Raw genomic sequence first — 26,995 nt, forward strand, 5'->3', positions numbered from 1 at the left:
CAGGAAGACATCATGGCCCGACGGGTAATCGACAACATCGGCGAGATCGCCGAGCAGCTCCGGGACCAGGGCGCCGAGGCCGAACGCCTCGGCCAGATGCCCGACGACACCGCGAAGTTACTCAAGGCGGCCGGCCCGATCAAACTGCTGCAACCCAAGCAGTACGGCGGATTCGAAGCTCACCCACGGGAATTCGCGGAAACCGTGATGGCGGTGGCCGCCCTCGACGGCGCCGCGGGCTGGGTCTGCGGGGTGGTGGGCGTACACCCGTGGCAGCTGGCCTTCGCCGACCCGAAAGTCCGCGAAGAGGTATGGGGCGCCGACGACAACACCTGGATGGCTTCACCGTATGCACCCACCGGGCTTGCCGTCCCGATCGACGGCGGTTACGTCTTCAACGGCCGCTGGCAGTTCAGCTCAGGGACCGACCACTGCGACTGGATCTTCCTCGGCGCCCTGCTGGGCAACGCGGACGGCAGCATCGCTGATCCGCCGACCATGCTGCACATGATCCTGCCCCGCAGCGACTACCAGATTGTCGAGGACTCCTGGAATGTGGTGGGCCTGAAGGGGACTGGTTCCAAGGACATCATCGTCAAAGACGCCTTCGTGCCATCGTACCGGGTGATGAACGGCGACCAGGTGATCGACGGCACCGCGCAGAAGGAAGCCGGCGTCACCGAGTCGCTGTACAAGATGCCGTGGTCGAACATGTTCCCGCTCGGCATCAGTTCCGCGGTGATCGGCATCGCCGAAGGTGCGCTGGCGGCTCATCTCGACTACCAGCGCGGGCGGGTCGGCGCGCAGGGCACCGCGATCAAGGACGACCCGTACGTGTTGTTCGCGATCAGCGAGGCAGCCGCCGACATCAACGCCGCCCGCCAGGAAATTCTGGCCAACGTCGACAAGATATGGGACATCGTCGAGTCCGGTCGCGAGGTCTCCTTCGAGGAACGGGCCATCGGACGCCGCACCCAGATCCGGGCCGCGTGGCGGGCGGTGATGGCCGTCGACCAGATCTTCGCCCGCTCCGGTGGAAACGCCGCGCGGATGGACAAGCCGCTGCAACGTTTTTGGCGTGACGCCCACGTCGGACTCAACCACGCGATCCACGTGCCCAGCACCGTCTACCACGCCGCCGCGCTGAGTTCGATGGGCATCGAGCCGGCCGATCCGCTGCGGGCGATGATCTGATGGGCGACATCAAAAGCCTGGGCTACATCAAGATTCAGACCAGCGACATCGATCGCTGGCACAGCTTTGCGTTCGACACGCTCGGGTTCGCGCAGGGCGACGGGCCCGACCCGGCAGCGCTCTACCTGCGGATGGACGAACGCTTCGCGCGGATCATCGTCGTCCCCGGCGACAGCGACCAGGTGCAACACATCGGTTGGGAGGTGCGCGACGGCCTTGCGCTGCAACGGGTTCAGGACACCCTTGAGCGCGCCGGTGTCGCGGTCAAACCGCTGTCGGTCGAGGAAGCCGACGAACGCAGGGTCGAAGACGTCTTCGCGTTCACCGATCCGACCGGCACGACCACCGAGGTGTTCTTCGGTCCCGCGCTGGATCACAGTCCGGTGGTGACGCCCTTCGGCGCCACCTTCGTCACCGGCACCCAGGGTCTGGGCCATGTGGTGTTGCCGACGATGGACCCCGCCGGGGCATTCGCGTTCTACAGCGAGACGCTGGGCTTTCTGCCGCGCGGCGCGATGCGGCTGCCCGCACCGCCGGAGTTCGGCCCGCTGCGGATCCGGTTCTTCGGCGTCAACGACCGCCACCACAGCATGGCGCTGTGTCCTGCACCGCACGGCGGGGCACCGGGCCTGGTGCACATCATGGTCGAGGTCGACTCGCTGGACGCGGTCGGCCGGGCCCTTGATCGGGTTGTCAAACAGGGCTTTTCGCTCTCGTCGACGCTGGGCCGGCACACCAACGACAAGATGGTCTCCTTCTACGTCCGGGCGCCCGGCGGGTGGGACATCGAATTCGGCACCGACGGAATGAAAGTCGACGAGACGTACTACACCTCCGAAGAGATCACCGCCGACAGCTATTGGGGTCACGACTGGTCCGGGGCGCAGCCGCTGGCGGCAATGTGACCGTCGCACCCGTCGACGCACGCGATATCAACTCTTGGGATGTCGAAGCCGACGTGGTGATCGCCGGGTACGGCATTGCCGGTGTCTCGGCAGCGATCGAGGCCGCGCGGGCCGGGGCCGAGGTGGTGGTGTTGGAGCGCACCGGCGGCTGGGGCGGGGCCGCGTCGCTGGCCGGCGGATTCGTCTACCTCGGCGGTGGCACGCCGATCCAAAAAGCTTGCGGCTTCGACGATTCCGTCGACAACATGCGTACTTTCCTGTGCGCGGCGATGGGGCCGGGCGCCGATGTCGACCGGATCGCCGACTACTGCGCCGGCAGCCTCGAGCATTTCGACTGGCTAGTGGATTGCGGCGTGCCGTTCAAGCCCAGCTTCTGGGGCGAACCGGGTTGGGAGCCGCCCGACGACGACGGGCTGATGTACACCGGCGGCGAGAACGCGTTCCCCTACAACACGATTGCGGTACCCGCGCCGCGCGGCCACGTGCCGCAGATGCAGGACAAGCGGACCGGTGAAAAAGGCGGCGGCTACATGCTGATGAAGCCGCTGGTCGACACCGCCACCGCGCTGGGCGTGCGCAGCATTGTCGATACCCGGGTGCGGCGGCTCGTCGTCGAAAGCGACGGACGGGTGGTCGGGCTCATCGCCCGCCAGTACGGCACCGAGATGGCGGTGCGGGCCCGACGCGGAATCGTCTTGGCCACCGGCAGTTTCGCCTACAACGAGTCGATGGTCGCCCGCTACGCGCCGCGGATCGCCGGTCGCCCGGCCGCCTCGGTCGAAGAACACGACGGCGTGGCAATCCAGATGGCGCAGGCGCTGGGCGCCGACCTGGCCCACATGGACGCCACCGAGGTCGCGTTTCTGGTCGACCCGCAGCTGATAGCCCGCGGCATCCTGGTCAACGGCCGCGGGCAGCGCTACGTGGCCGAGGACACCTACCCCGGGCGGATCGGCCAATTGACCCTCTATCACCAAGACGACACCGCTTTTCTGGTGCTCGACGCTGACGCGCACGAGCAGGCCATGGCCACCCGGTCGGCAACGCCGTTCCTGCTGAGGCCGCCGACCTGGGTCTGCGAGAGCGTGGCCGACCTGGAAGCCGAAATCGGTTTGCCTGCAGGCTCACTGCAGAACACGGTTTCGGCCTACAACGACGGCGCCGCGAGGGCCGAGGATCCGGTGCTGCACAAGAAGCTGGAGTGGCTGCGCCCGATCGGCACACCGGTCGGCGCCATCGACCTGCGCGGCAACACCGGTGGCTTCACCTTGGGCGGGCTGCACACCTCGCTGTCCGCCGAGGTGTTGCACGTCAGCGGCTCACCGATCCCGGGGCTGTTCGCGGCCGGGCGGGCCACCGCGGGGCTTGCCGCCTGGGGCTATGCCAGCGGCATTTCACTGGGTGACGGCAGCTTCTACGGCCGCCGGGCCGGGCGGGCCGCCGCCGCAGCCTGACCCGACATCGGCGCGCTACTCGCGTGAATCGGTTGCCCTCTCGCGCCGTCACGCCCTTGTTTCGCTGCCCCACGTCTTGCATGCTTGTGACCGGCGACACACTATGCTATCAATAGGTATATGCCTATTAGTCATATCAGTTTGCCGGGAGGAACGATGACACGCGAGGGCGATGCCTGTACTCCGAGCGCCGTGATCGACCGCATATCGCTGGTCCTGGACTCTTTCGACGGGCCCGGCCGGCTCTCGCTGGCCCAGGTCGTGCGACGCACCGGCCTACCGCGGTCGTCTGCGCACCGGATGCTGGAACGGCTGGTGCAGCTGCGGTGGCTGCGTCGCCACGGCCGTGACTACGAGCTGGGCATGAAGCTGGTCGAACTGGGATCGCTTGCGGTGCATCAGGACCGGCTGCACAGCGCCGCTCAACCATTCCTGCACGAGCTGCACCGGGCCACCGGTCTGGTCGTACACCTGGCCGTCCTCGACGGCTCCGACGTGGTGTACCTCGAGAAGATCGCCGGAGCGCTCGGCGCGGCGGTTCCCACCCGCGTCGGTGGTCGCCAGGCCGCGCACTGCACTGCGGTCGGCAAGGCCCTGCTGGCGTTCTCGGATCCGACCGCGCTCGACGACTTCGGAGTCGACCTGTTGGCCCGCAAGACCCGGTACTCGATTTCAACGCGTCGCCAGCTGGCCGATGAGTTGGCAGCGATACGCGCCCGCGGTTTCGCCTACGAACGTGCGGAGTCGGTCGACGGATTCGGTTGTGTCGCAGCGCCGATCGGCGACATCGATGCGCCGATCGCCGCCGTCTCGGTCTGCGGCCCGTTGGACCTGATGACCTTCGACCACCGGATGGCCGGGCCGGTGCGGGCGACTGCGCTGGGTATCTGGCGTAACTACGACGACGGCGGCGCGATCCGCGTGCGTCCGATCCTGCAACAGCCTCGTCTGCTGCATGGCCGCCGGCCGGTCGCCGCGACTCCGGTGCACACGCGTGAGCGTTCGAATGGTCTGCGTGCGCCGGTCGCGGTCTGACACGGGGGCAGCTCAAAAAGCTAGCGGCACAACGGCCGATGCCCGCACTATGGGATATGGGCGAGCAGCTCGGTGACCGACCATTGGTCGTAAGCATGTTTACCGAGCTTGGCTGCGATGACGCGGCCGTCGGGTCCGATCAGGAAGTCGCCCGGCAACCCCAAACGGCCGCCGTGCACCCGGCCGGGAGGCGGCGCTGTCTTCTTGCGCACGAGTGCAGGCACGGAGCGGATCGTCGGTCCGATGACCGGCGCCATGGCGCGCGGGTCGAGAACCGATCGCGCAGAGGATTCCACGCCGAATTCGGCATAGAGCACCTTGCCGGGGTCTCCGACAACCGCGAACGGCAAATCCGACTCGTAACGAGCCAGTTCCTCCGGGGTGGAATGGAAAACGACGACTTCGCGGATCCCCGCGGCGCGGATGTCGTCGTGTCGCGCCACTATGGACTGCAGGTGCGTGTTGCAGATCGGGCAGCCCGCAAATCGCCGGAACTGCAGATGGGTGAGCCATTGCGGATCGGGGATCTGCAATGTGTCGCCGGAGATGGTCGTCAGTTCCCTTGTCTGGATGACCGTTCCGGGCCTTACCGTGCTGTGCATACCGACTCCATGCTGACGGACCCCGCAGTCCACTATGCTCGGCGGGAACTCGATGTCAAGCGGGCTCGAAGTAGAAGAAGGATGAAGGCGCATGACGGCGTTTGACGGGGCCGACCTCAATGTCTACTTCGACCCGGTCTGCCCCTTCGCCTGGATGACCAGCAAATGGGTGCGGATGGTCCCACTTTGGGATCACGTCCTGGGGCCGGCCGGTTTCGGCGTCGATGTTGACTCCGGCGGCGTCCAAGAGGACTGGCCTGGCGGCAGCCGCCGTACCAAAGACCAGCGAGGACACGCATCAGTGTGAACCCGACATCGGTCGAGGTGGCCGGACTGTTAGACAGGTATCGAGCGTCCGGCCGGACGTTCACCGCCGCGGGTATCTCCTCGTTTGCGCTGGATGAAGGCGCTCGCGACGCGGAGCCCGTGGTGTGCGTGCATGGTGTTCCGGCGTCGGCTTATTTGTATCGAAAGGTCGTCCCCGCTTTGGCCGACAGGGGCCTTCGCGGTATCGCGGTCGACTTGCCCGGGCTGGGCCTGGCCGAGCGTCCCGACGACGCCGACTACACCTGGAGCGGTCTGGGGCGATGGCAGCTGGCCGCGATCGACGCCTTGGAGCTGGACCGGTTCCATCTCGTGGTGCACGACATCGGTGGGCCCATCGGGTTCGAGGTGGCCGCCGCGCAGCCGGATAGAATCCTGTCGCTGACACTGCTGAATACCATCGTCGCGGTTGAGACGTTTCGACGGCCGTGGCCGATGGAACCGTTCGCCCACCGAGGCCTCGGCGAGATGTGGCTGCAGTCCATGCGGATCCCCGGCGTTTTCGTCGCGTTGATGCGATACCTGGGTGTGAGTCGACATGTCCCGGCGGCCGAGATCGCCTGTTACATACCGCTGTTACTCGGCGGTGACGGCGGCAGGGCCTTTCTCAAGATCATGCGGGGCTTCGAGCTGACCACACAGAACCAGCAGCGCTACCTGGCTGCGGTGCGCAACCCCGGCTACCCCGTGCAGATCGTGTGGGGCGCGCGGGACAAAGCACTGAGCTGGCGCCGCGAAGGAGTGCAAGCCCAACTGGCCGCGGGACTGGATGACGCACTGTTGTTGCCCGGCAAGCACTTCCTGCAAGAAGATTGTGCCGATGAGATCGCTGAAGCAGTCCACCGGCTGACCCAACGTTAGCCGACGGCCCGTCGCTGGTCGCGGGTCTACGCTGCGCTGGTTCGGGCCGGTAGGCCTTGCAGCACGTTGCGGCCGAGTACCGCTGAGGCGGCGGTGGCGCCGCCGATCATGGCGCCGCTGACCCCGGCGGCGACTACGTCCTGGCCGCTGAAGTAGAGCCCGGGCACCGGTGAATGCGCATTGATCCAACGCTGGCGAAACCGGTCCGGGGTGTGGGCGAACGACATGAAGTCACCGGTGCCCTTGCCCAGAAAGTGGTTGAAGCTCAAGGGTGTAGCCAGTTCCGCGTGGTCGATTTTGCCGTCGAGTTGCGGGCAGAATCGCAGCACCTCACCGAGCAACTCCTCGGTGAGGTGTTTCTTGAGCTGCTCATAGTCTTCGCCGCGGCGCATCCAGCGGCTGCCGGCGAACGGCTCGAACAACGACCACGACGTCAACCCGCACATGTCGATAGTGCTGCGCCCCGGATAGCGCCGCTCCCACGACGGGTCCTTGGCTGACGGGAACGACAGAAAGTAGACCGGCATCGGCTCGTTGTGCGGATCCGCCTGGTATGCCGTCATTCGCGCCCGCATGTCGGCACCGGCGTGCGCCCAGATGTTCGCCGCGCCCAGGCCGAGCGTTTCGGAGGATTCCTTGACGCCGATGTTGAGCATCACCCAGCTCAGCGACGGTTCCATGTCAGCACAGCGCTGGCCCAGACCTGTCGCCGCACTGGTCGCAGAAGGCAGGAGCGCGGCGGTGGCAGCGATCCCAGCGTCACTGATCACCACTGGCGCGCGAAAGGTTCGGCCATCCGCCATGCTCACGCCGTAGGCTGCGCCGTCGACGCCGACGAGAATGGACGTCACCTCCGCGCCGATGAGCACGGCCCCGCCGGCGGCGCGCACGACATCGGCTACGGTTTCGGCGATCCGGCCCGAACCGCCGACGGGAAAGCTCGCGCCGTCGATGTAGTGCCGAACGAGCATGGCGTGCATACCGAATGACGCCCGCCACGGCTCCAGCGAGTAGTCACCGAAGTGCCCGCACAACACCGCCTCGAGATCTCGGTCGCGAGTCAGCTCACCCAGGACTTCGGTCACCGTTCGGTCCGCGTGCGCCAAGAACGGCTCACACAGGGGCTCGAAGGTGTCCTCAGCCCCCGAAGGTGACAGCGCACGATGGGCGAAGAACGTCTTGGCAGCCCGTGAGGTCTCGAAGACGAGGTCCAGATAGGCGTCAATGGCAGTCGCCTCACCCGGAAAGTACGCCTTGAGGCGCTCGGTGAAATGCACTCGACCAGAGGGAATCTCGTACTCACGATCGCCGATGAAGATGCGGTTATACACATCGGGCATCGGCGCCCAGTCCAGCGCCCCGCCGGTGATGTAGTCGAACAGGCGACGCAACGCGCTGGTTGGTCGATGCACCTCGCCCATGTAGTGCAGGCCGGCATCCCATTCGTAGCCGGCGCGGCGAAACACCTGAGTGCAGCCTCCCGCGGTGGTGTGCCGTTCCAAAACGAGAACGCGCATGCCCTCGCGGGCAAGCACGCCCGCAGGGGTCAGACCGCCGATCCCCGAACCGATCACGATGGCGTCCCAGTTGCCGCCAGCACGACTTCGCACATAGCTGTCACCAGCGGACACCGTTACCTCCAGACGATCTGACTTCGATTAGTCGAACTCAGGTTAGAATGATCGCATGGGAAACGCAAGTCAGCGGAGAAGTCGGACGGACGGCGGGTCCGATGCACCTTGGGACCGTGACAAGTGGGATCTGGAACCAGACTCGGTCGCCCTGGCGCTCGGCGTCCTGGCGCCGCCCACAATGGGCAAGGTCATGCGCGAAGCGTTTTACGGTGCGCGACGCTTCGAGGACTTTCATCGTCGCACCGGAATAAGCCTCGGTGTGCTGTCGGCGCGACTACGCGAGTTGATCTCCCAAGGACTGCTCGTCAAGGTGCCGTATCAGGAGCCCAACAGTCGGGTTCGCGAGGAGTACCGGCTCACCGACAAGGGGCGCGATCTCATACCGACGATGGTCGCCATGATCGATTGGGCGGATCGCTGGCTGACGAGTGAGAAACAACCCACGGTGACGTTACGGCACCGTGGTTGCGGTGCGCCTGTCAAAGCGGTCCTCACGTGCTCGCTGAACCACGAGATCGATGCCGGCCATGACATCATCGCATCCCCGGGGCCCGGTGCACTGCCGTGTACGGGACTCCCCAGGTCATGAGTGCGGTGCGCGGGTCGTTACGTGACGTCGGAAATCGCTAGGTAGTGACCTAGCAAGCCAGCCGTGGAGCTCGTCGAGCTGGATTGCGCGTGTGCGAGTACCGTGCCCTCCCTGGGCTCTTCAAACACGTGAACGCTCACCTTCCGCACCGACAGTCCAGGGCGCCAATAACCGCCCCGAAACAAATACCGATCGTCAAAGCAAGGACCGATGTCGCCAATTGGAAGCCTCGACCCGGAGATCGCCGCGCTGCTGCCGGCGCTCAACCGCGGGTTTCCGCGCGTCGAGACCATGACAGCTCCGCAGTTACGTGCGGTGATCGCCGAGCGAGCAGTACTCCTGCAGAATCCGGAGCCGGTAGCCCGGGTGACCGACCGGACCGTGCCAGGCCCGGGCGGCAACATCAAGATCCGAATCTATTGGCCCAGTGCTCCTGCCGGTTCGTTGCCGATCGTCGTGTTCGCCCATGGCGGCGGCTTCGTGTTCTGCGGCCTCGACTCCCACGACGACCTGTGTCGTGCGATGACCAACGGCGTGGGCGCGATCGTGGTGTCGGTCGACTACCGGTTGGCGCCGGAATCGCGCTGGCCGGCGGCGGTCGACGATGTCTACGCCGTCGCGGCCTGGGCGGCCGAACAGGCCGACGGACTCGGCGCCGGCCCAGCCCGCATGGTCCTCGCCGGCGACAGCGCGGGCGGCAACCTGGCCACCGTGACCGCGCTGCTGGCCCGCGACCGCGGACGCCCCGAGATCGCTGGGCAGCTCCTGTGTATCCGGCGATCGCGGCCGACTTCGGCACCGAGTCCTATCGACGATTTGGCGACGGCTACTACAACACCGCTACGGCAATGGCCTGGTACTGGGACCAGTACGTTCCCGACCCTGCCGATCGCGGGCATCCCACCGCATCCCCGCTGCGCGCGCAGTTGGGCGGCCTCCCGCCCGCGGTGGTGATCACCGCCGGTTTCGATCCGCTGCGCTCCGAGGGCGAAGCGTACGCGAAAGCCCTTGCCGAAGCGTCAGTTACGACAATCCACCGCAGCTACCCCGGCGCGATCCACGGTTTCATGACCATGCCCAGCCTCAACATCTGCCGCCTAGCCCGCGAGCAGGCGTGGGCGGACGTATCGACTCTGCTGTCCCGCTCATTGGAATGAGGCCTTGCCGCCACCCGAGTCCGGCGGAAAGCTGGCTTCTGCAACCCAACAACGTCGGAGGACACGATGGCCACCTGGGACTCGATCGATCGATACGTCGTCATCTCGACCGACACCCACGCCGGTGCCGACATCGGTGACTACAAGCCATATCTGCCCAAAGGTCTGCACGACGACTTCGACGCGTGGGCCAGCACCTACATCAGCCCGTTCGACGACCTGATCATCGCAACCGCCAGCCGAAACTGGGACAGCGATCTGCGAATCGCCGACATGGATGCCGACGGGGTGGCCGCCGAGGTGTTGCTGCCCAACACCGTTCCGCCGTTCTTCCCGACCACACCCAACATCACCATCAGCCTGCCCCGTACCCGTGACGAGTTCGAGCAGCGTTGGGCGGGCGTGCAAGCGCACAATCGCTGGCAGATCGACTTCTGCTCGCTGGCCCCGGAACGCCGCCGCGGGCTGATCCAGATCTTCCCCAACGACATCGATCATGCGCTGGACGAAATCCGCTGGGGCGCCGAACACGGCTGCTTCGGTGGGGTGCTGGTCCCGCCTGTCTCGCCGGGCGACCCGAATGTCGCTCCGCTCTTTCACACCCGCTACGAACCGCTCTGGGCGCTCTGCGAGGAGTTGGATCTCACGGTGGTGCAGCACGCCGGCGCCGGCAGCCCGGAAATGCCGATGGACCAGCCGGCGTCGAACGCGGTGCTGGTCACCGAAATGGCGTTGTGGGCCAACCGAACCCTCGGGCATCTGATTCTGGCGGGCGTGTTCGAGCGGCACCCGTCGCTGCGGTTCGTGCCGACCGAGCAGGGCACCCTGTGGGTGCCCGGCCAACTCGGCATCCTGGACGCCATGGTGCCCACGATGAAGTCCGAGGCCGGCAACCGCACCTACGGGATGTTCGGCGGGTCGTCGGTCGACGAGCTGACCCTGACGCCGAGCCAATATGCGCAGCGGAACTGTTACCTGGCAAGCGAATTGGCGCCGTTTGATTCGGGCATGATCGATTTCATGGGCCCGGAGCACATCATGTGGGGCAGCGACTACCCGCACGAGGAAGGCTTTACGCCGCATTCAAAGCTCGCCATCCGCTGGGCGCTCCACGACCAGTCCGAGGACGCGTGTCGAAAGATCTTGGGCGGCAACGCGGGTCGTCTCTACCGATTCGACCTGGACGCGCTTGCACCGGTCGCCGCCAAGATCGGCCCCACCGTCATCGAGGTGCACACCCCACTCGGGGACACCGGCTACTGCGCGCCGGCGGCGTTCGGCTACCGCCCGTTCGAGGGCGGGCTGGCGCTCAAGCGGTTGGCCCCGGCTCGTAGCTAGGGCCGGTCGGGATCGGTTTCCTGGATCCGCTGTTCGACTTCCCGCCAATGGCCCGGCCGCGGGGTGGGGAAGGCGCCCTGTGAACTGCGCTGCCCCTTCTTGAATGCCGCGTCAGCCTCGTCGATGTCCTTGATCAGCTGCAGTGCGAGTTCCCGCTCGGCGGCGAAGTAGCGCTCCGACCACTGCATGGCAATCCGGGGGTAAGCCCACGCCGGCTCTTCGGCCGCGGCCTGGGCGTCGATCGCCACCCGTTGCCGCATCGTGTCGACGCGGGCGATGTGTTCCTGCAGGATCTCTTTGAGCCGGTCCGGTTCATTCAGATGGCCGAGCCAAACCCGCAACAGAACACCATGTTTGAGCATCGGAGGATCGATGGGCGCTTCGACGGCCCAGGTGGTGACCGCCGCGCGTCCGGACTCGGTGATCTTGTAGGTTCGCCTGCCCCGTGGGCCGCCCTCATGCTGGACCCGCGATGTCGCGTAACCGTGTGACTCGAGTCGCTTGAGTTCTGAATAGATCTGGCTGAACGATGGGCTCCAGTAGAAGTAGCCGACGCTCCAGTCCGCCCACTTCTTGATGTCGTAGCCCGAAACCTCTTCGCCGAACGCGAGCATGCCCAGCACGGCCCAACTCGTCGGCGGAAGATTCGGTAGTTCGCTGGACCCCACTTTCAGAGCGTAGCAATGATCGTGGGGTGAAATCGGTTGCTGACCACTCAGCGGGACGCGACGAGATCGAAGCCTTTGTAGCCTGCCGCCGCGACATCCGCGATGATCTGACCGTAGGCGCCGAACCCGCCGACGAAGGGCATGAAGACCCGTGGCTTACCGGCGACGTTGGCGCCCAGATACCACGAATTCGCCCGTAGCATAAGGCCGTCGGCGGCGCGGCGGGTACAGTCGTCGGTCCACTGGGCCGCCGCGGATCGGGTGGCTTCGAGGGCGGCAGCTCCGTGTGCCGCGAGGTAGCCGATCGCGTCGGAGATCCAGTCGACGTGCAGTTCGGAGTGCAGCGCCATGTTGGCCAGTACCGACGGGCTGCCCGGGCCGCTGATGTTGAACAGATTCGGAAAGCCGGGAACGCCGAGCCCGAGGTAGGTGACTGGTCCGGCGGCCCACGCGGTGTTGAGTGTTTCGCCATCGCGACCCACCACGTTCAGCTTGCTCACCGACCCGGTCATCGCGTCGAAACCGGTTGCCAGCACCAGTGCGTCCAGGTCGTAACGGGTGGTCGACGTTCTCACCCCGGCAGAATCCATGCCGGTGATCGGCGTCTCGCGCAGATTCACCAGCGTGACGTTGTTGCGGTTGAAGGTTTGAAAGTAGTTGTCGTCGGTGCAGATCCGCTTGGTGCCGATCGGGTGATCAGTGGGGATCAGCCAGTCGGCGATCTGCGGATCGTCGACGACGGCGCGGATCTTCTGCTCCCAGAAGGCGCGGGCGGTGTCGTTGGCGCTCACGTCGAGCAGCTGGTCGGGGAAGGTCTTGCTGAACAGCACACCGCCCAGCTGCCAGCGCTTTTCGTAGGCTTCTTGACGTTCGTGCTCGGACACCTCGAGGGCTGATTGCGGATGCGGTTGATGCGGTGAACCACCACCGCTGGCCCTCGACAGCCGGCGACGTTCCGGATAGCCGGCTTTCTGTGCGTGGCGGACGTCGTCGGTGAGCGGAGTGTTGCCCGCCGGGATGCTGTAATTGGGGCTACGCTGAAACACGTAGAGCTCGCGCGCCTGCTCGGCGATACGCGGAATCGCCTGAATCCCCGATGATCCGGTGCCGATCACACCGACCCGTTGACCACTGAAATCGACGCCGTCATGCGGCCAGTGCGCGGTGTGGTACAGCTGGCCACCGAAGGAATCCATCCCGTCGATCGACGGGATGTTCGCATTCGACAGCGGACCGACCGCGATCACGACGAATCGAGTGGAGACCACTTCGCCTGTGTCGGTGTGGATTTGCCAGCGCAGGGTGTCCTCGTCGAGGACCGCATCGGTGACGCGGGTACCGAAGGTGATGTCCGCCCGGAGGTTGTAGCGGTCGGCGACGTGATCGAGGTAGGACAGTATTTCCGGCTGGGTGGCGTACTTCTCGGTCCAGTCCCATTCCTGCTGGAGCCGGTCGTCGAACGAGTAGGAGTAGTCCACGCTCTCCACGTCACAACGCGCGCCGGGGTAGCGGTTCCAGTACCACACCCCGCCGACCCCGTCCGCGGCCTCGAACAGCCGCACGGTCAGGCCGTCACTGCGCAGCCGATGTAGCGCGTAGAGGCCGGCGAACCCCGCGCCCACCACCACCGCATCGACGTCGCCGGTCATGTCGCAGACGCTACTGGCCCGCACGGCGGCGTGGGTGCCGATCGTCCCGCTGTGCGGGAATTGCCGCTCCCCGGCGGCATCCGTTGTGGTTGCCTGAATCCATGCCGGCCGCGGACCAGGATGACGCCTGGAATCACCAGGTCGACTTTCTCGTCGTCGGTACCGGTTGCGGGGGGTTGACCGCGGCGCTGACCTCGGACGCCCACGGCCTGGACACCCTCGTCATCGAGAAGGCCGCCGTGTACGGCGGCAGCACCGCGCTCTCCGGTGGCAACATCTGGATTCCCAACAACCCGACGCTGTGCCGCGAAGGCCTGGCCGACTCCCGCGACGACGTGCGTCGCTACCTCGATGCTGTCGTCGGCGACCGGGTGCCGTCCGCCAATATGGACGCGTTCATCGACAACGGACCGCGGACGATGGAATTTCTCGAGGGCACCAGCCCGCATCTGCGATTCCAATGGTGCACCGGGTATTCCGACTACCACCCCGAGCAGCCAGGCGGACGGGCCCACGGCCGCACCATCGAACCACTGCCGTTCGATCTGAAGAAACTCGGCGACGACGAGCACCGCCTGCGGCCGGCGGCGCTGGCCACGCCCGGCGGCTTATTCGTCACCTCAAAGGAATTCGCCCGGTTGAACATGGTGATGCGGACGTGGTCGGGCCGCCGCGCCGCGATGCAGACGGTCGGGCGTGCCGTCAAGGGTCTGGTCCTACGACGGCACATGGACACCCTGGGCCGCGCCCTGATCGGCCGGCTGCGGCTCGCAGTCAAGGACGCCGGGATCCCGCTGTGGCTCAACACGCCGCTGCAGTCGTTGATCACCGACGAGTCCGGCGCCGTCGTCGGAGTACACGCTCTGCGCGACGGCGCGGTCATCCGCATTCGCGCCCGCAAGGGTGTGCTGTTGGCGTGCGGGGGTTTCGAGCACAACGGCGAGATGCGCAAGCGCTTCCTTCGTGACGGCGGCAAGGACAACTACAGCGCCGGTTCGCCAACCAACAACGGCGACGGGATCATCGCCGGCCAGGCCGCCGGTGCCGCAGTCGATCTGATGGACGATGCCTGGTGGATGCCCGCGTTCAAGCGGCCCGACGGCGTGATGAGCGTGCTGGTGTCGGAGCGCTCGATTCCCCGCTCGATCATCGTCGACCAGACCGGCCGACGTTTCGTCAACGAAGCGGCGCCGTACGTCACGTTCGTTCACCGGCAGCTCGCGGGAGGGCACGATCCAATCTGGTTCGTCTTCGACCGTACAGCCAAGAATCGCTACCAGTTCGGTGGCGTGATGCCCGGCCAGAAATTCCCCGGCGACTGGTTCACGTCGGGCTTGATGCACCGCGCCGACTCCGTCGAGGCGCTGGCATCGGCGATCGGGGTGCCACCGGCGTCGCTGCGCGAAACCCTGGACAGCTTCAACGGATTCGCGCGCGCCGGTCAGGACGCGGACTTCGGCCGGGGAAGCAGTGCCTACGACAACTACTACGGCGACCCGACGCTGCCGCAGCCGACGATGGATGTGATCGACAGCGCGCCCTTCTACGCGGCCCGCATTCAGGCCGGCGACCTGGGCACCAAGGGCGGTCTGGTCTACAACGCCCACGGCCAGGTGCTCAGCGCCGACGGCTCAGTAATCGCCGGCCTCTACGCCACCGGCAATACCTCAGCCGCGGTGATGGGTAACGACTACGCCGGTGCCGGGGCCACCATTGGACCCGCGATGGTATTCGGATTCGTCAGCGCACGACATGCAGCAGAAAGTGATTGCCATGCAGAGTAATTCAGGTCCACTCGCCGACAAGGTGGTACTGATAAGCGGTGGCGCCGGAGGGCTCGGCGCGGCGTTTGCGCGGACGGTGCTCAGCCGTGGCGGGAGCGTGGTGCTCGGTGACCTGCTCGACGACGAGGGCAAGACACTGGTGGGTGAGTTGGGCGCGCAGGCCCTGCTACACCCATCTCGACGTCACCGAACCGGAACAGTGGGCGAGTGCGGTGCAGTTCACCCTCGACGAGTTCGGCTCACCGACCGGGTTGGTCAACAATGCCGGCGTATCGACGGGGCAGTTGCTCGAACACGAACCGCTCGCGCACTTCCGCAAGGTGCTGGACATCAACCTGACCGGAGTGTTCAACGGTCTGCAGTCGGTGATCAAACCGATGCGGGAAGCGGGCGGTGGATCGGTCGTCAACATCTCCTCTGCGGCAGGCATGTTCGGCTTGGCGTTCACCGCGGGCTACGGCGCTTCGAAGTGGGGTGTGCGCGGACTGTCGAAGATCGCCGCCGTCGAGTTGGCGCCGGACCGAATTCGAGTCAACTCCGTGCACCCGGGCATGGTGTACACCCCGATGACCGTCGACATCGGCATCCAGCCGGGCGAGGGTAACTACCCCAACACCCCGATGGGACGCATCGCGGAGTCCGGGGACATCACCGGCGCCGTCGGCTTCCTTCTGGCGGACGACGCGGCGTACGTGACCGGCGCCGAGATCGCTGTCGACGGTGGATGGACCGCGGGTCCGACTATGAAATATGTTATGGGACAGTGATATTAGACAGGAGCGCAGATGAAACGACTAGCAGGTAGCCGGATTCTGGTGACCGGCGCGGCCTCGGGTATCGGGCAGGCAACCGCGCTACGCCTGCTGGACGAAGGTGCCACCGTCGTAGCCGCCGACGTCGCCGCCGACGGACTGGACAAGACCCGAGCCATGGCCGCAGAGGCCGGCGGCGGCGAGCGCCTGACCACGGTGGAGATGAACATCGCCGAAGAACGTTCGGTGGTCGACGGCGTGCACTCCGCGGCCGACACCCTGGGCGGTCTGGATTCGGTGGTGAACGCCGCAGGAATTCTGCGCGCCGTGCACACCGACCAGATGGGACTGGATCTGTGGAATCAGATCATCGGCGTGAATCTGACCGGGACTTTTCTGGTGGTCCGCGAGGCCCTGCCGAGCTTGTTGCAGAATCCGCGTAGCGCGATCGTCAACTTCAGCTCGACCTCCGCGTCGTTCGCGCACCCGTACATGGCGGCATATGCGGCGAGTAAAGGCGGCGTCCAGTCCTTCACCCATGCGCTGGCGCTGGAGTATGCGAGCAAAGGACTGCGGGCCGTCTGTGTGGCGCCGGGAAGCATCAAGTCCGGCATCACCGATGCCACTGGCGGATACATTCCGCCCGATGCGGATTGGAACCTGTTCACCAGGCTGATGCCGATCCTGCCGACCACCGAGCTGTCCAGCGGCACCGGAATGGCTGACCCGTCAGCGGTCGCCGGGGTGATCGCGATGCTGGTGTCCGATGACGGCGCGTTCATCACCGGTACGGAGATCCGCATCGACGGCGGAACGCACGCGTGACAACAGACTTCGCTTACGAGAGCACGCTTCGCGAAGTCACCACTGACGCAGGCGTTCTGCGCTACCACGAGGCCGGCCCGACCGACGGTCCACCGCTGTTGCTGCTGCACGGATCGGGTCCGGGTGTGACGGGCTGGCGGAATTTCCGCGGCGTGCTTCCCACGTTCGCCGAGTTCTTCCGCTGTCTGGTCCTGGAATTCCCCGGCTTCGGTGTCAGCGATGACTTCGGCGGCCATCCGATGATCACCGCGCTGGATGCCGTGGTGCGATTCGGCGACGCACTCGACTTGAAAACCGTTGACATCGTGGGTAATTCGATGGGCGGTGGCGTGGGGATCAACTATGCGATCGCTCACCCTCAGCGGGTCCGCCGGCTGGTGACCATCGGCGGTATCGGCCGCAATATCTTGACTCCCGGCCCCGCAGAAGGCATTCGCTTATTGCAGGAGTTCACCGATGACCCGACCCGCGCCGGGCTGGTTCGGTGGTTGCACTCGATGGTCTACGACCCGGCGATAGTGACCGACGAGCTCATCGAGGAGCGCTGGAGTCACGCCACCGATCCAGCGACGTTGGCCGGCGCGCGGCGGATGTACGGCAAGGAAGCGTTCACCCAGATGATGAAAGCCCTTGAGTCATCGAAGGGTCCGCAACCTTGGGCGGTGATGCACCGGGTTCAGGCGCCGACCTTGATCACCTGGGGCCGCGACGACCGGGTCAGTCCGCTGGACATGGCACTGCTCCCGATGCGGACCATCCCCAACGCCGAGTTGCATGTGTTCCCCAACTGCGGCCACTGGGCGATGATCGAGGCGAAAGAGGCTTTCGAAAGCGCGGTGCTGGCCTTCTTGCTGCGGAAACAACTCAGTTGACGCAGGGCACGCCGCCACCGCCGATAGGCACACCCTGATCGGGTGTCGGATCGGTGGTGTCGGTGGTCTTGCTCGACTGCCATCCATAGCTGCCGTAAGTCGTTGCCGGCGAAGTGGATTCAGTGCTCGACTCGTCCTGGCTGGGAGCCGAGAAGTTGTCGTCGATGACGACCTGAATATGCCCGAACTGCAATGAGCGGTTCGGCTTGTCGGGCGCATCGATGCCGAGCAGGCCCGCCACTTCGCGAGCGTCAGAGTCAGCGCCGGGCGCGTATTCGATTGTGGTCGTAGTAGGTTCACCGCGAACCCGGTCACGCACCGAGCCGGTGGTGTAGCCGTCGTGCTTGAGTGTGCGGGCCACCTTGCCGGCCAAGCCGCCGACGCTGCTGGCGTTCACGACGTCGACCACGGTCGAGGGGCTGGGTATCCCGAGGGTCGTCGTTGTCGTCGATGACGACGACGACGATCCGAATGCAGCCGCCACTTCGGCTTTGATCGCCGCGGGGTCGACGACGTTGACGTCTTGGCCATTGATGTTGTCGTAGCGCACCACGGGCAGGGTGCGGTATTCGATGGAGCCGCCGCCGAGCGCACCCATCTTGCGGAACATGTCCTCATCCCAGCCGGCCGACAGCACGACGTCTTTGCGCGCCACTGCCATCAGGCCCTTCAGCTTTCCGAGGTTGGTGAAGGTGCCGCTGTCCTGGAGTTGGTGCATGACCGACGAGAGGAAGGCCTGCTGGCGGTGCGTCCGGTCCAGGTCGCCGTTCTCCAGTCCGTGGCGCTGCCGGACGAACGCCAGCGCCTGCGCGGCATTTAGCGTCTGCGGGCCCGCCGGGAAGTCGGCGCCGGAGTATTCGTCGTACACGGCGTGCTTGAGGCAGACGTCCACACCGCCGAGGCTATTGGCGAGGTCGTAGAAACCGGCCAGATTGACCTCGGCGAAGTAGTCGATCGGCGCGCCGGTCAGCTGCCGCACCGCCTTCAAGGTTGCGGCCCGAGCGGCCTCCCGGCCTTTGGTCTCCAACTGCTTCTGGTCGCCGACACCCTTGTCGATCATCTTCTGCTCGACGTACTGCTTGGTGAGCCCGTAGGCCTCTTTGATTTTGATGTGGTTGTAACCGGGGACGCCGTTGAACGACACCCAGTCATCGCGGGGGATGGAGAACGCGGACACTTTGTCGTCGGCGCCGACGTGCGCCAGGATCAGCGTGTTGGTGTTGTAGCCGCCGTCATCGGAGTCGCCGGCGTGCAAATGCTTCAACACACTCCACGGCAGGTCGTCGCCGTTCTGGTCTTTGCGCGAGTCGAGACCGATCAGCAGGATGTTCATCCCGTCGCCGCTGGACTTCGGGTCCTCGGCGCCCAAGGCTTGCGAGACGGTGATTCCACTCAGCACACCGTGCGCCATCCAGTAGCCCGACCCGGTGGCCAGCAGAGTCGCTACCGCGACCATCGTCCCGGCGGCATGCACCAGTGTGCGGCGCCGTGACTTCGGCGGCGTCGCACGGTGGCGATGCTTAGGGTTGGATGAAAGCAGTTCTCCCACGACAATCTCGGCTGTTTGGGGCTGCGCCTGGCCCGGGATGGCATGTTGCGGCGCGGTTTGGTACTTGCCGTCTAGTATGCGGCAGCTTTCTGGGGACCGTTCTGTGAGCCAGCTAACCATTTGGACACGATTTGACCGTCAAAAAGAGCTCTAGCTGCGAAGATAGGGCGCCGAAGCATTTCTGTACCGTAGTACCGATTGTGGCCAAATCGTGCCGTCAAACATCGAGAATGACCCCGTCGGCGGCCGACAGCGCGGCATCGAAGTGGGCTTGGGCCGCTTCGGCGGTGCGTTCGGCGATCCCCGGAAGTGGATGGTTATGCGTGATGAGCAGGCGCGATACCTTCGCCTCGGCAGCGATGGTGCCGGCCTCGGCACCGGAGGTGTGGCCACGCTCCGCATCAGTGGGCTCCCACGCCTCATGCAGCAATGTGGCCACACCGGCCACATGCCGGATGGTTTCCGGGTCGAACTCGGTGTCCGTGCAATAGGCAAAGCGGTCACCGACCCTGAGCCCCGCCGACGGCAAGGGGTGGCGGGTCTGCTCCCACGTCTGGATCTCACGGCCGGCGAAACCCAATGTGTCCCGACCCAGCTCTGCCCAGCGCGCCGACGCCAGGGGAGACGTCGTCTGAAACGGCGATGCCAGAAGTTGTTCCTCGACGATCGAGCGGGTGGGCCGGCCGTACGCCATCGAACCCGGGCCGGCGATGGTGAGTTCCCGACCGCCCAGTGCGCGTTCGCTGACGAATCCGAGGCCCGTCACGTGGTCGAGGTGAAAGTGGCTGAGCGCTACGGTCACGGTCTCGACGCCGTTCAGCAGTGCCGGGTTGATATGCAGGGCGCCGAAACCAGTTCCGGCATCGAGTATTAAAGCCTCGGTCCCAGAGGTGATCAGATAGCAGCTGGTCTGGCGGGAGCTGGTGGGAATCCAGCCACCGCTGCCGAGAACAGTCATCCGCATAGTGAGAAATCTACGACGCCAGCGATTGTCGCAGCGCGGCGACGGTCTCCAAGTCACCCGTCAATGCCAGCCGTGCTCGCGATGACGTTCCGGCGTCGCCGCCGATGAGGGTCACAGAGGTGACCCGGTGGCCTATGATCGTCGAGAGTGCTTGAGGGTCAAGGTCATTGATTGATCGAGGAAGTGCGCGCAGCCGCCCAAGCACCGAATCAGTGGCCACCCGCTGGATGCCGCGGGCCCACATGTGCCGCCATACCGAGGACCGATGCCGCGCTGCTCACTGGTGCATCGTTAAAAAACCGGTCTACCTGTAAAGCCTCGGTGGAGGTGCCGGTGAGGCCAATCGCAGCAGAGGTCAGAACCGTCGGCGCTACCATCGTGGCCGGCAACGATGCACAAGGGGGCGATCGTGATCCGATTCATCGTCGGAACCATCGCGAGTGGTTTGGCCGCGGGAGCGCTGATCGCCTCGGCAGCGCCGGCCAGCGCTGGTTGCCAATATGGGGGTGGGCTCGTCGAGAAGATGTGCGACGGGCCCGTCCAGGACGACGGCACCTGGCAGCGCTGCGTGACGCAGCACAGCCAGGACGTGATCGCCCGGACGACCTGCCAGATGATGGGCCCGGGCCAGAACCCGTTGGGGCTCGCCTACTACAACCCGCCGACGCACATCGCCGATTAGCCCGGGGGCGTTGGGCTCGTCGAGCTGGTCGGCGCCGGACTCGCGGGCTTCGATGGGCTGGTCAGGCTCGTTGGGCTGGTCGGACTTGTCGGGCTGGTCGGGCTCGCGGGGCTGGTCGGAGTCGGAGGCGGCTGAGGCGCAAGGCCCGGACCTTCGCCACACCAGTCGGCCACATCTTTCGGGTACTGCTCGAGCGGCGGGGGGCAGCGGTACCCCGGCGGGAAGTTGGCGCCGGCGTTGAGCAGATCGCAGGGAACCAAAACCTGCTTGCCCTTTTGGGTGTTGCTCACACATTTCACCGGTTGTCCCGGCGGCACCGATGGGTCGGCGTGGGCCGAGACGGGGACGAGGAGTGCCACCGTCACAGCACCGAGTACGCCGACGAGGCGGTAGATCATGAACACTCCTCATGAGTGGGACTGTGGTACGGCCAATCGTTGGCCTTTCTAAACGATAGAACGTACAGCTGCTCAGCTTCTGCGGCGAACGCGCTCCGTGTGCCATGGAGGCCGCCACCGGAGTGCGCCGTCAGCGTGGGCGTGTCTTTTCCTGGAGTTAGTGCCACACTCAGCCATGGCCGACGTCGCGATTCGCCCACTGTTGATCGCTGTCGCCGCATTGTTTCTATCCGCATCCGTCGCGCACGCCGACGGCCCGGACGAGCAGTTCCTCGGGTTAGTGGCGAACGACGGGGTGAATTTCGGCACCCCGGAACGCATGATCAGCCTGGCGCACGAACGCTGCAACGACAACCAACTCGGTCACGACCAAGGCGGCTTCAGTCTATGGGCTGGCCTCGTCCGAAGCCCGTACACCACCGCCATGTCGGCGCTCAGCGTCAAATTGGCAAGGGAAGGCTTGACGGCCGACCAAATGGACCACTTCCTGCGCGACGCGATCCGCGTGTACTGCCCGGTCGGATAGCTCACGCCGGGGTACAGCCTGGGCTGAAAAGCCTAACACCACAACTGATTTCGCCCAGCTGGCGACATTTGTCAGCGTGCGCGGCGTCCGCGAGCCGGCGCGTCACGCTCCCCGACGACATGGGCCGGCGCAGTACCGCTCACGTAGGTAAGCGCTCTGTCCGCGACCTGCACCCGACAGGACGGCACTGGCCCGGCTCGCTCCTGCTCTGTTTTGAGTCGGCGCGTGGCTCGGAGACGGCACCCCATCGTAGAATCTTCATGGCTCGTCGTGCGGGTCACGGCCGCGTTAGCTCAGTTGGTAGAGCATCGCTCTTGTAAAGCGAATGTCGAGAGTTCGATTCTCTCACGCGGCTCCATTCTTCTACCGCCGACAGAGGTATGCGCAGGGTCAGTCCTGTTGATAGCTGCGACCGCGAGTAGGACTAACGGCTCACTCGTCGTGGGTTGAGGTCTCGAGGTCGATGACCCTTTGCGAACGCACCGTACGTGACGTCCCCGGCCGCCGCGGTCGCCGGCCGGGCAGCGGAATGCGGTCGGCGATGTTGCTCAACGGGTTCACCACCATGGTCAGCCCCATCACGGCGTCCTGGAGCGTGGCGATAGCCGGCTCCAACGCTTCCATCCCGGGCGCCAGTCGGCTCAGAGTGTCGGCGACGGCGGCCAGTTGCTCGAGCGGCCCGTTACGGGCGGTCAGCTTGTCGACCAGGCCGCCCTCAGACAGCAGCCGATCGGCCAGCCCGTCCTCGGCGAGCAGTCGGTCGATCAGTCCGTCGTCGGCGACCAGTTGATCCGCCAGACCGCCCGGCTTGAGAGCGCGTTCCAGCCCACCGCCCTCAGCGGTGAGCCGGTCGAGAAGTCCGCCGTCCTGGGTGAGCATGTCGACCACCCCGCCGGGGCGCAGCAACCGGTCGATCGGCCCGTCGGCGGCGATGGCGCGTCCCAGCGGCGCATCGTCGTCGAGCAGCTTGGCCAGCCGGTTCGCCCGGCCGATCGCGTCGTCAATGCCCAGCATGTGCGCGACCGGATTGGAGCCGTTCGTCGCGCCTGCGTCGCCCAGGCTGCGATGGGCCATGCCGAGCGCGGATGTCGCAATGCCCACGCCCGCGTCGGCGGCTGCGAGTCCGACCCGAACGGGCGCGGTGGCGAGGCTCGCCAGACTCTTGCCGAGATTCATCCCCCGAGTGTATTCAGAGCACGCGAAATCCCGTGGCGGTTGGTCGTGATCGGTCTAACAACAAACTCTCAGCTCGGACACAGCCAGCATGCAGGCATTCCTCAGCTAGGTAGGAGGAAATTGACGTCATGTCAGCAGCTACGCCAGAAGCAGCACCCGAGGCACGCGTTCTCGTCGTCGATGACGAAGACAACATCGTCGAACTGCTGTCGGTCAGTCTCAAATTCCAGGGCTTCCAGGTGTACACCGCGACCAACGGAGCGACCGCGCTGGATCTGGCGCGCGACGTCAAACCGGACGCGGTGATCCTCGACGTCATGATGCCCGGCATGGACGGCTTCGGGGTGCTGCGCCGTCTGCGCGCCGACGGCATCGACGCGCCGGCGCTGTTCCTCACCGCCCGGGACTCGCTGCAAGACAAGATCGCCGGCCTCACCCTTGGCGGCGACGATTACGTCACCAAGCCGTTCAGCCTTGAAGAGGTCGTCGCGCGGTTACGAGTTATTTTGCGGCGCACCGGAAAAGGTGTCACCGAAAACCAAAGCACCCGCCTGACGTTCGCCGACATTCAGCTCGACGAGGAGACCCACGAGGTGTGGAAGGCCGGTGAGCCGGTGTCGTTGTCGCCGACGGAATTCACCCTGCTGCGCTACTTCGTCATCAATGCCGGCACCGTGTTGAGCAAACCGAAGATCCTGGACCACGTGTGGCGTTATGACTTCGGTGGCGACGTCAACGTCGTCGAGTCCTACGTGTCGTATCTGCGTCGCAAGATCGACACCGGGGAGAAACGACTGCTGCACACCCTTCGCGGAGTCGGTTACGTGCTGCGGGAGCCGCGGTAACCCGAGTTGTCCGCCCGACCGCGCCCGTCAGGCGAATAATGAGCCGATGCTGAAACGACTGCGGGCCGCTGTGCCGTTGCGGGTGAGCCTGGTCGCGGCCACCCTGCTGCTGGCAGCCTGCGGACTTGCGGTGTCAGGCGTCGCGGTCACGTCGATCCTGCGCAACAGCCAGTTCCACCGAGTCGATCGCAACCTGATCGATGCCACGCACGGCTGGGCTCTCGCGACCAGAACGACGTCTCCAGGGCTGCACCTCCCCACCGCCGATCGGCCACCATCGAACTACTACATCCGCAGCACGACCCCGGACGGGCGCACCTGGTCGGTGGCCAATGACACCAGGCCGGAACCCGCGATTCCCGCGAACAACGACGTCGGACCGGTGCCCGTCACCGTCGGTTCGGTGGATCACTCCGGCACCGAATGGCGTGCGGTGTCGGTGCTGAGCACGCACGGCCGGCTGATCACCGTCGCCTACGATCTCTCGGATTTCCTGCAGACCGACCGATCGTTGGGCTGGCTCCAGCTGGGCATTGGCGTGGCGGTGCTTCTCGTGTTGGGCTTGGCTATCCACGCGGCGGTGTCGCAGAGCCTGCAACCCTTGATGGAAGTCGAACAGACTGCCGCCGCGATCGCCTCGGGTCAGCTGGATCGCCGTGTGCCCGAACGTGATCCACGAACCGAGGTCGGCCAGTTGTCCTTGGCGCTGAACGGGATGCTGGCGCAGATCCAATCGGCGGTGGCGTCATCGGAGTCGTCGGCGGAGTTGGCGCGCAGTTCCGAGGAGCGGATGCGGAGGTTCATCACCGACGCCAGCCATGAGCTGCGCACCCCGTTGACCACCATTCAGGGCTTCGCCGAGTTGTATCGCCAAGGGGCAGTGAGCGATATCGAGCAAACCATGTCACGGATCGAGAGTGAATCACGCCGGATGGGCCTGCTGGTCGAAGATCTGCTGCTGTTGGCACGGCTAGACGCTCAGCGACCCCTGGAAAGCCAGCGGGTGGACCTGCTGGCGCTGGCGGCCGACGCGGTGCACGACACCCGCGCCATTGCGCCGCAGCGCAAGATCACCGTGGATGTGGTTGACGGGCCAGGGATTCCGCAAGTTCTCGGCGACGAGGCCCGGTTGCGTCAGGTGCTCAGCAACCTGATGGTCAACGCGGTCCAGCACACCCCGGACACCGCGGACATCGCGGTGCGGGTCGGCACGAAAGGCGGCGACGCGGTTCTCGAAGTCATCGACGACGGGCCCGGCATGGAGGAGCGGGACGCGCAGCGGGTCTTCGAGCGGTTCTATCGTGCCGACTCGTCGCGGGCGCGCAGCAGCGGCGGTTCGGGTCTGGGGCTGTCCATCGTCGACTCGTTGGTGCGCGCACACGGCGGCAGCGTGGCCGTGACGACGGCGCCCGGGAAGGGCTGCCGCTTCCACGTCAGCCTTCCGCGCCTTGCCGACGTGGCCGCCCACGCCGAGTCAGTCGGCTAACTCGGCAAGTGCCGCTTTGATTTTCGCCTGCGCCTCGTCCATGGATTCCGGCGACGGGTTGCGGTCGACATTGGCGAAGCCGAAATCGCTCAGGCTCTTCGCCGGGAAGACATGCACGTGAAGATGGGGAACCTCCAGGCCGGCGATAATCACCCCGGCGCGATCGGCGTCGAACGCCTTGGTGACGGCCTTGCCTATCAACTGGGCCACCGACATGACTTGCCCGAACGTCGCCGGGTCGAGGTTCTGCCACTGATCGATTTCTGCGCGTGGCACCACCAGCGTGTGCCCCTGCGTCATCGGCTCGATCGTCAGGAACGCGACGACCTCCTCGTCGGAGTACACGAACCGGCCCGGCAGTTCGCCGCTGATGATCCTGCTGAAGATGGTGGGCATCGCAACAGCATATGTCGTGCTGTGAACGCCTATGCAGCGCCGCCGTCGAGCAGAGCGGAAAGCTCGGCTACCGACCACGGCGGCGAGTCGTGGTGATCGCGATAACCGATCAAGGCTGGCGCGGCCTTCGGGAATCGGCCGATGAAACCGCCTGCCGCAGCGAAGATTTCACCGGTCCGATGCTCGGCGAGATGGCTGGCCAGGTAGACGTAGGTCGGCGCGGCATAGCCGGGTTCCGCCACATCCAGCGAGCCCTGCATCGAGACGTCGTCCAGCAGCCCGCGGCGATTCAGTTCGGTGATATGCGCGACGTAACCGGCCCCGGTGGACAGCCGCGTCCGGGCGCCGGGGCACACCACGTTGGCCCGCACCCGATGCTCCTTCAGTTCGGCGGCAATCGCCAATGTCAGGCTGGTGACCGCGCCCTTGCCGGCCGGATATCCCGTGCCGCCGTAGTCGCCGAGGAAAGCGAACGAACTGCTGTTGACGATGCTGCCGCCGCCCTGCGCGATCATCTTCGGTGCGGCGGCGCGGCAAGTCGCGAACACCGTGCCCAGATGGGCGTCCATCAGATCGGCGAACTGCTCCGCGCTGATGTCGAGAATCGATGAGCCCGCAGGCTCGGCGATGCCCGCGCAGTTGATCAGGATGTGAATGCCGCCGAACTCGTCAACGCAGTTGTCCACCAACGACTCTGCGATCCGCTGATCGGACGGCGAGCCCGGATGAGCGACCGCTTGACCACCTGCGGCAGTGATCGCCTGTGCTCCTGCGCGGGCAGCGTCGGCGTCTCGGCCGTTGACCACCACGCCGGCGCCGTGTTGGGCGAGCAACGCCGCGACCGCCGCGCCGATACCTCGTGACCCGCCGACCACGACCGCGCCGCGGCCGGCGAGCAGTGAGGTCACTCCTCGTTGCCGAAGGTCATCATGTCGAGGTTCCAGTAGCCGCGCATGTTCGCGATCAGGCCCGCGTCATTGACGCGGTAGGTGAACACGCCTCGCACGCTGCTGGTGATCCCGTTGTCAAACTTGCTGTCCAGCACCAGGATATGCGCAACCTCGTTCGGATCGCTGGACGGGAACGTCTCCTCGCAGGTGACCCGCAGATTGTTGGCGGCGATGTTGGTGTCGTAGAACTCCGCGACACCGTCCTTGCTCCGCACGCCGGTGCCGTCCGGGTTGGTCACCGACTTGCCGATCGGATCCTCGACCACGACGTCGTCGGCCATCAGGGCCAGCCAGCCCTCCCGGTCATGGGCCTGGACGCAGCGCCACGATGACTGGGAAGCGGCCAGTGCAGGGGACTTCTCGGCGGTTTCCTGCGACAT

Annotated in this window: 26 protein-coding genes, 1 tRNA gene and 3 pseudogenes; 18 read left to right on the top strand and 12 right to left on the bottom strand. The window is 65.6% G+C overall.

Annotation, left to right across the window (positions count from 1 at the left end; all coding sequences use genetic code 11):
• The first annotated feature begins 12 nt into the window (after positions 1-12).
• The 4 genes from ACQY5A_RS11470 to ACQY5A_RS11485 all read left to right on the top strand — a co-directional run bounded on the left by ACQY5A_RS11470 (position 13) and on the right by ACQY5A_RS11485 (position 4,588).
• On the top strand, positions 13-1,194 hold the full coding sequence (locus tag ACQY5A_RS11470; RefSeq protein ID WP_428340510.1) for a hydroxylase: 1,182 nt from the start codon (positions 13-15) through the stop codon (positions 1,192-1,194).
• Positions 1,194-2,099 carry a biphenyl-2,3-diol 1,2-dioxygenase gene (gene bphC / locus ACQY5A_RS11475; protein WP_428340511.1) on the top strand — a complete coding sequence of 302 codons (906 nt, stop codon included), beginning with the start codon at positions 1,194-1,196 and terminating at the stop codon, positions 2,097-2,099. Before ACQY5A_RS11470 ends, bphC begins: the two co-directional genes overlap by 1 nt.
• Positions 2,054-3,553: an FAD-dependent oxidoreductase gene (locus tag ACQY5A_RS11480; RefSeq protein WP_428340512.1), complete on the top strand. Its 1,500-nt coding sequence runs from the start codon at positions 2,054-2,056 to the stop codon at positions 3,551-3,553. The genes bphC and ACQY5A_RS11480 overlap by 46 nt, the downstream gene beginning before the upstream one ends.
• Before the next feature lie 156 nt (positions 3,554-3,709).
• Positions 3,710-4,588, top strand: a complete 879-nt coding sequence (locus ACQY5A_RS11485; protein ID WP_428340513.1) for an IclR family transcriptional regulator — start codon at positions 3,710-3,712, stop codon at positions 4,586-4,588.
• 47 nt (positions 4,589-4,635) lie between these two features.
• On the opposite strand, the gene ACQY5A_RS11490 is transcribed toward ACQY5A_RS11485, so the two are convergent.
• The gene (locus tag ACQY5A_RS11490; RefSeq protein ID WP_428340514.1) at positions 4,636-5,190 is read right to left on the bottom strand and encodes a peroxiredoxin-like family protein; all 555 of its coding nucleotides are present in this window, start codon (positions 5,188-5,190) and stop codon (positions 4,636-4,638) included.
• A 91-nt stretch (positions 5,191-5,281) separates the two neighbouring features.
• Here ACQY5A_RS11490 and ACQY5A_RS11495 point away from each other — a divergent pair, with 91 nt between their 5' ends.
• Positions 5,282-5,497 (top strand): hypothetical protein, encoded by a 216-nt coding sequence (locus ACQY5A_RS11495; RefSeq protein WP_428341550.1) that lies wholly within the window; start codon positions 5,282-5,284, stop codon positions 5,495-5,497.
• Positions 5,494-6,375 (top strand): alpha/beta fold hydrolase, encoded by an 882-nt coding sequence (locus ACQY5A_RS11500; RefSeq protein WP_428340515.1) that lies wholly within the window; start codon positions 5,494-5,496, stop codon positions 6,373-6,375. Before ACQY5A_RS11495 ends, ACQY5A_RS11500 begins: the two co-directional genes overlap by 4 nt.
• A 26-nt stretch (positions 6,376-6,401) precedes the next feature.
• Here ACQY5A_RS11500 and ACQY5A_RS11505 read toward each other — a convergent pair whose 3' ends face one another.
• The gene (locus ACQY5A_RS11505) at positions 6,402-8,006 is read right to left on the bottom strand and encodes a phytoene desaturase family protein (protein ID WP_428340516.1); all 1,605 of its coding nucleotides are present in this window, start codon (positions 8,004-8,006) and stop codon (positions 6,402-6,404) included.
• Between the two features lie 55 nt (positions 8,007-8,061).
• Here ACQY5A_RS11505 and ACQY5A_RS11510 point away from each other — a divergent pair, with 55 nt between their 5' ends.
• The 3 genes and pseudogenes from ACQY5A_RS11510 to ACQY5A_RS11520 all read left to right on the top strand — a co-directional run bounded on the left by ACQY5A_RS11510 (position 8,062) and on the right by ACQY5A_RS11520 (position 11,093).
• Complete coding sequence (locus tag ACQY5A_RS11510) at positions 8,062-8,598, top strand: winged helix-turn-helix transcriptional regulator (RefSeq protein WP_428340517.1); 537 nt, start codon at positions 8,062-8,064, stop codon at positions 8,596-8,598.
• A 210-nt stretch (positions 8,599-8,808) separates the two neighbouring features.
• Positions 8,809-9,755 (top strand): annotated as a pseudogene (locus ACQY5A_RS11515) (alpha/beta hydrolase).
• Positions 9,756-9,821: 66 nt separating this feature from the next.
• The gene (locus tag ACQY5A_RS11520) at positions 9,822-11,093 is read left to right on the top strand and encodes an amidohydrolase family protein (protein WP_428340518.1); all 1,272 of its coding nucleotides are present in this window, start codon (positions 9,822-9,824) and stop codon (positions 11,091-11,093) included.
• Here the strand turns inward: ACQY5A_RS11520 and ACQY5A_RS11525 are convergent.
• Positions 11,090-11,707 (bottom strand): PadR family transcriptional regulator, encoded by a 618-nt coding sequence (locus ACQY5A_RS11525; protein WP_428341479.1) that lies wholly within the window; start codon positions 11,705-11,707, stop codon positions 11,090-11,092. The two genes, ACQY5A_RS11520 and ACQY5A_RS11525, sit on opposite strands and share 4 nt — an antisense overlap.
• Before the next feature lie 101 nt (positions 11,708-11,808).
• Positions 11,809-13,410 carry a flavin-containing monooxygenase gene (locus ACQY5A_RS11530; RefSeq protein WP_428340519.1) on the bottom strand — a complete coding sequence of 534 codons (1,602 nt, stop codon included), beginning with the start codon at positions 13,408-13,410 and terminating at the stop codon, positions 11,809-11,811.
• Positions 13,411-13,511: 101 nt separating this feature from the next.
• On the opposite strand from ACQY5A_RS11530, the gene ACQY5A_RS11535 reads away from it, so the two are divergent.
• The 4 genes and pseudogenes from ACQY5A_RS11535 (at position 13,512) to ACQY5A_RS11550 (ending at position 17,643) form a co-directional block, all read left to right on the top strand.
• The gene (locus ACQY5A_RS11535; RefSeq protein ID WP_428340520.1) at positions 13,512-15,194 is read left to right on the top strand and encodes an FAD-binding protein; all 1,683 of its coding nucleotides are present in this window, start codon (positions 13,512-13,514) and stop codon (positions 15,192-15,194) included.
• A pseudogene (locus ACQY5A_RS11540) lies at positions 15,184-15,961 on the top strand (SDR family oxidoreductase). Before ACQY5A_RS11535 ends, ACQY5A_RS11540 begins: the two are co-directional and overlap by 11 nt.
• Positions 15,962-15,979: 18 nt before the next feature.
• The gene (locus ACQY5A_RS11545) at positions 15,980-16,771 is read left to right on the top strand and encodes an SDR family NAD(P)-dependent oxidoreductase (RefSeq protein ID WP_428340521.1); all 792 of its coding nucleotides are present in this window, start codon (positions 15,980-15,982) and stop codon (positions 16,769-16,771) included.
• A complete protein-coding gene (locus ACQY5A_RS11550; protein ID WP_428340522.1) occupies positions 16,768-17,643 on the top strand; it encodes an alpha/beta fold hydrolase in 876 nt (291 codons plus the stop codon). Before ACQY5A_RS11545 ends, ACQY5A_RS11550 begins: the two co-directional genes overlap by 4 nt.
• Here ACQY5A_RS11550 and ACQY5A_RS11555 read toward each other — a convergent pair.
• The 3 genes and pseudogenes from ACQY5A_RS11555 to ACQY5A_RS11565 all read right to left on the bottom strand — a co-directional run.
• Positions 17,636-19,099 carry an LCP family protein gene (locus tag ACQY5A_RS11555; RefSeq protein WP_428341480.1) on the bottom strand — a complete coding sequence of 488 codons (1,464 nt, stop codon included), beginning with the start codon at positions 19,097-19,099 and terminating at the stop codon, positions 17,636-17,638. The genes ACQY5A_RS11550 and ACQY5A_RS11555 overlap by 8 nt on opposite strands.
• 310 nt (positions 19,100-19,409) lie before the next feature.
• On the bottom strand, positions 19,410-20,156 hold the full coding sequence (locus ACQY5A_RS11560) for an MBL fold metallo-hydrolase (protein WP_428340523.1): 747 nt from the start codon (positions 20,154-20,156) through the stop codon (positions 19,410-19,412).
• 52 nt (positions 20,157-20,208) lie between these two features.
• Positions 20,209-20,410, bottom strand: a pseudogene (locus ACQY5A_RS11565) (phosphotransferase); the annotation flags it as partial.
• Positions 20,411-20,547: 137 nt separating this feature from the next.
• Between ACQY5A_RS11565 and ACQY5A_RS11570 the strand changes: the two are divergent.
• The gene (locus ACQY5A_RS11570) at positions 20,548-20,838 is read left to right on the top strand and encodes a CDGP domain-containing protein (protein ID WP_428340524.1); all 291 of its coding nucleotides are present in this window, start codon (positions 20,548-20,550) and stop codon (positions 20,836-20,838) included.
• On the opposite strand, the gene ACQY5A_RS11575 is transcribed toward ACQY5A_RS11570, so the two are convergent.
• Positions 20,835-21,236, bottom strand: a complete 402-nt coding sequence (locus ACQY5A_RS11575; RefSeq protein ID WP_428340525.1) for a hypothetical protein — start codon at positions 21,234-21,236, stop codon at positions 20,835-20,837. The genes ACQY5A_RS11570 and ACQY5A_RS11575 overlap by 4 nt on opposite strands.
• A gap of 160 nt (positions 21,237-21,396) precedes the next feature.
• Between ACQY5A_RS11575 and ACQY5A_RS11580 the strand changes: the two genes are divergently transcribed.
• Both ACQY5A_RS11580 and ACQY5A_RS11585 read left to right on the top strand, forming a co-directional pair.
• Positions 21,397-21,762 carry a DUF732 domain-containing protein gene (locus ACQY5A_RS11580; protein WP_428340526.1) on the top strand — a complete coding sequence of 122 codons (366 nt, stop codon included), beginning with the start codon at positions 21,397-21,399 and terminating at the stop codon, positions 21,760-21,762.
• A 282-nt stretch (positions 21,763-22,044) separates the two neighbouring features.
• A tRNA-Thr gene (locus ACQY5A_RS11585) sits at positions 22,045-22,120 on the top strand.
• A gap of 74 nt (positions 22,121-22,194) precedes the next feature.
• On the opposite strand, the gene ACQY5A_RS11590 is transcribed toward ACQY5A_RS11585, so the two are convergent.
• Complete coding sequence (locus ACQY5A_RS11590) at positions 22,195-22,938, bottom strand: hypothetical protein (RefSeq protein ID WP_428340527.1); 744 nt, start codon at positions 22,936-22,938, stop codon at positions 22,195-22,197.
• 128 nt (positions 22,939-23,066) lie between these two features.
• Here ACQY5A_RS11590 and ACQY5A_RS11595 point away from each other — a divergent pair, with 128 nt between their 5' ends.
• Positions 23,067-23,783, top strand: coding sequence for a response regulator transcription factor (locus ACQY5A_RS11595; RefSeq protein WP_428340528.1), 717 nt, complete (start codon positions 23,067-23,069; stop codon positions 23,781-23,783).
• A gap of 46 nt (positions 23,784-23,829) precedes the next feature.
• Positions 23,830-25,269 (top strand): ATP-binding protein, encoded by a 1,440-nt coding sequence (locus tag ACQY5A_RS11600; protein ID WP_428340529.1) that lies wholly within the window; start codon positions 23,830-23,832, stop codon positions 25,267-25,269.
• Here the strand turns inward: ACQY5A_RS11600 and ACQY5A_RS11605 are convergent.
• The 3 genes from ACQY5A_RS11605 to ACQY5A_RS11615 are packed head-to-tail and all read right to left on the bottom strand — an operon-like array spanning position 25,258 to position 26,995.
• On the bottom strand, positions 25,258-25,665 hold the full coding sequence (locus ACQY5A_RS11605) for an HIT family protein (protein ID WP_428340530.1): 408 nt from the start codon (positions 25,663-25,665) through the stop codon (positions 25,258-25,260). The two genes, ACQY5A_RS11600 and ACQY5A_RS11605, sit on opposite strands and share 12 nt — an antisense overlap.
• 29 nt (positions 25,666-25,694) lie before the next feature.
• Complete coding sequence (locus ACQY5A_RS11610; protein WP_428340531.1) at positions 25,695-26,573, bottom strand: SDR family NAD(P)-dependent oxidoreductase; 879 nt, start codon at positions 26,571-26,573, stop codon at positions 25,695-25,697.
• Positions 26,570-26,995: a nuclear transport factor 2 family protein gene (locus ACQY5A_RS11615; protein ID WP_428340532.1), complete on the bottom strand. Its 426-nt coding sequence runs from the start codon at positions 26,993-26,995 to the stop codon at positions 26,570-26,572. The genes ACQY5A_RS11610 and ACQY5A_RS11615 overlap by 4 nt, the downstream gene beginning before the upstream one ends.

The organism is Mycobacterium sp. (genome assembly GCF_965277065.1).
Classification (GTDB): Bacteria; Actinomycetota; Actinomycetes; order Mycobacteriales; family Mycobacteriaceae; genus Mycobacterium.

What these genes read in the sequence shown, in the direction of transcription:
- ACQY5A_RS11470 (WP_428340510.1), top strand. Translation starts at nt 13, where the DNA reads ATGGCCCGACGGGTAATCGACAACATCGGCGAGATCGCCGAGCAGCTC.
- bphC (WP_428340511.1), top strand. Translation starts at nt 1,194, where the DNA reads ATGGGCGACATCAAAAGCCTGGGCTACATCAAGATTCAGACCAGCGAC.
- ACQY5A_RS11485 (WP_428340513.1), top strand. Translation starts at nt 3,710, where the DNA reads ATGACACGCGAGGGCGATGCCTGTACTCCGAGCGCCGTGATCGACCGC.
- ACQY5A_RS11490 (WP_428340514.1), bottom strand. Translation starts at nt 5,190, where the DNA reads ATGCACAGCACGGTAAGGCCCGGAACGGTCATCCAGACAAGGGAACTG.
- ACQY5A_RS11495 (WP_428341550.1), top strand. Translation starts at nt 5,282, where the DNA reads ATGACGGCGTTTGACGGGGCCGACCTCAATGTCTACTTCGACCCGGTC.
- ACQY5A_RS11510 (WP_428340517.1), top strand. Translation starts at nt 8,062, where the DNA reads ATGGGAAACGCAAGTCAGCGGAGAAGTCGGACGGACGGCGGGTCCGAT.
- ACQY5A_RS11520 (WP_428340518.1), top strand. Translation starts at nt 9,822, where the DNA reads ATGGCCACCTGGGACTCGATCGATCGATACGTCGTCATCTCGACCGAC.
- ACQY5A_RS11525 (WP_428341479.1), bottom strand. Translation starts at nt 11,707, where the DNA reads ATGCTCGCGTTCGGCGAAGAGGTTTCGGGCTACGACATCAAGAAGTGG.
- ACQY5A_RS11530 (WP_428340519.1), bottom strand. Translation starts at nt 13,410, where the DNA reads ATGACCGGCGACGTCGATGCGGTGGTGGTGGGCGCGGGGTTCGCCGGC.
- ACQY5A_RS11535 (WP_428340520.1), top strand. Translation starts at nt 13,512, where the DNA reads ATGCCGGCCGCGGACCAGGATGACGCCTGGAATCACCAGGTCGACTTT.
- ACQY5A_RS11545 (WP_428340521.1), top strand. Translation starts at nt 15,980, where the DNA reads ATGAAACGACTAGCAGGTAGCCGGATTCTGGTGACCGGCGCGGCCTCG.
- ACQY5A_RS11555 (WP_428341480.1), bottom strand. Translation starts at nt 19,099, where the DNA reads ATGGTCGCGGTAGCGACTCTGCTGGCCACCGGGTCGGGCTACTGGATG.
- ACQY5A_RS11560 (WP_428340523.1), bottom strand. Translation starts at nt 20,156, where the DNA reads ATGCGGATGACTGTTCTCGGCAGCGGTGGCTGGATTCCCACCAGCTCC.
- ACQY5A_RS11570 (WP_428340524.1), top strand. Translation starts at nt 20,548, where the DNA reads ATGCACAAGGGGGCGATCGTGATCCGATTCATCGTCGGAACCATCGCG.
- ACQY5A_RS11575 (WP_428340525.1), bottom strand. Translation starts at nt 21,236, where the DNA reads ATGATCTACCGCCTCGTCGGCGTACTCGGTGCTGTGACGGTGGCACTC.
- ACQY5A_RS11590 (WP_428340527.1), bottom strand. Translation starts at nt 22,938, where the DNA reads ATGAATCTCGGCAAGAGTCTGGCGAGCCTCGCCACCGCGCCCGTTCGG.
- ACQY5A_RS11595 (WP_428340528.1), top strand. Translation starts at nt 23,067, where the DNA reads ATGTCAGCAGCTACGCCAGAAGCAGCACCCGAGGCACGCGTTCTCGTC.
- ACQY5A_RS11600 (WP_428340529.1), top strand. Translation starts at nt 23,830, where the DNA reads ATGCTGAAACGACTGCGGGCCGCTGTGCCGTTGCGGGTGAGCCTGGTC.
- ACQY5A_RS11605 (WP_428340530.1), bottom strand. Translation starts at nt 25,665, where the DNA reads ATGCCCACCATCTTCAGCAGGATCATCAGCGGCGAACTGCCGGGCCGG.
- ACQY5A_RS11615 (WP_428340532.1), bottom strand. Translation starts at nt 26,995, where the DNA reads ATGTCGCAGGAAACCGCCGAGAAGTCCCCTGCACTGGCCGCTTCCCAG.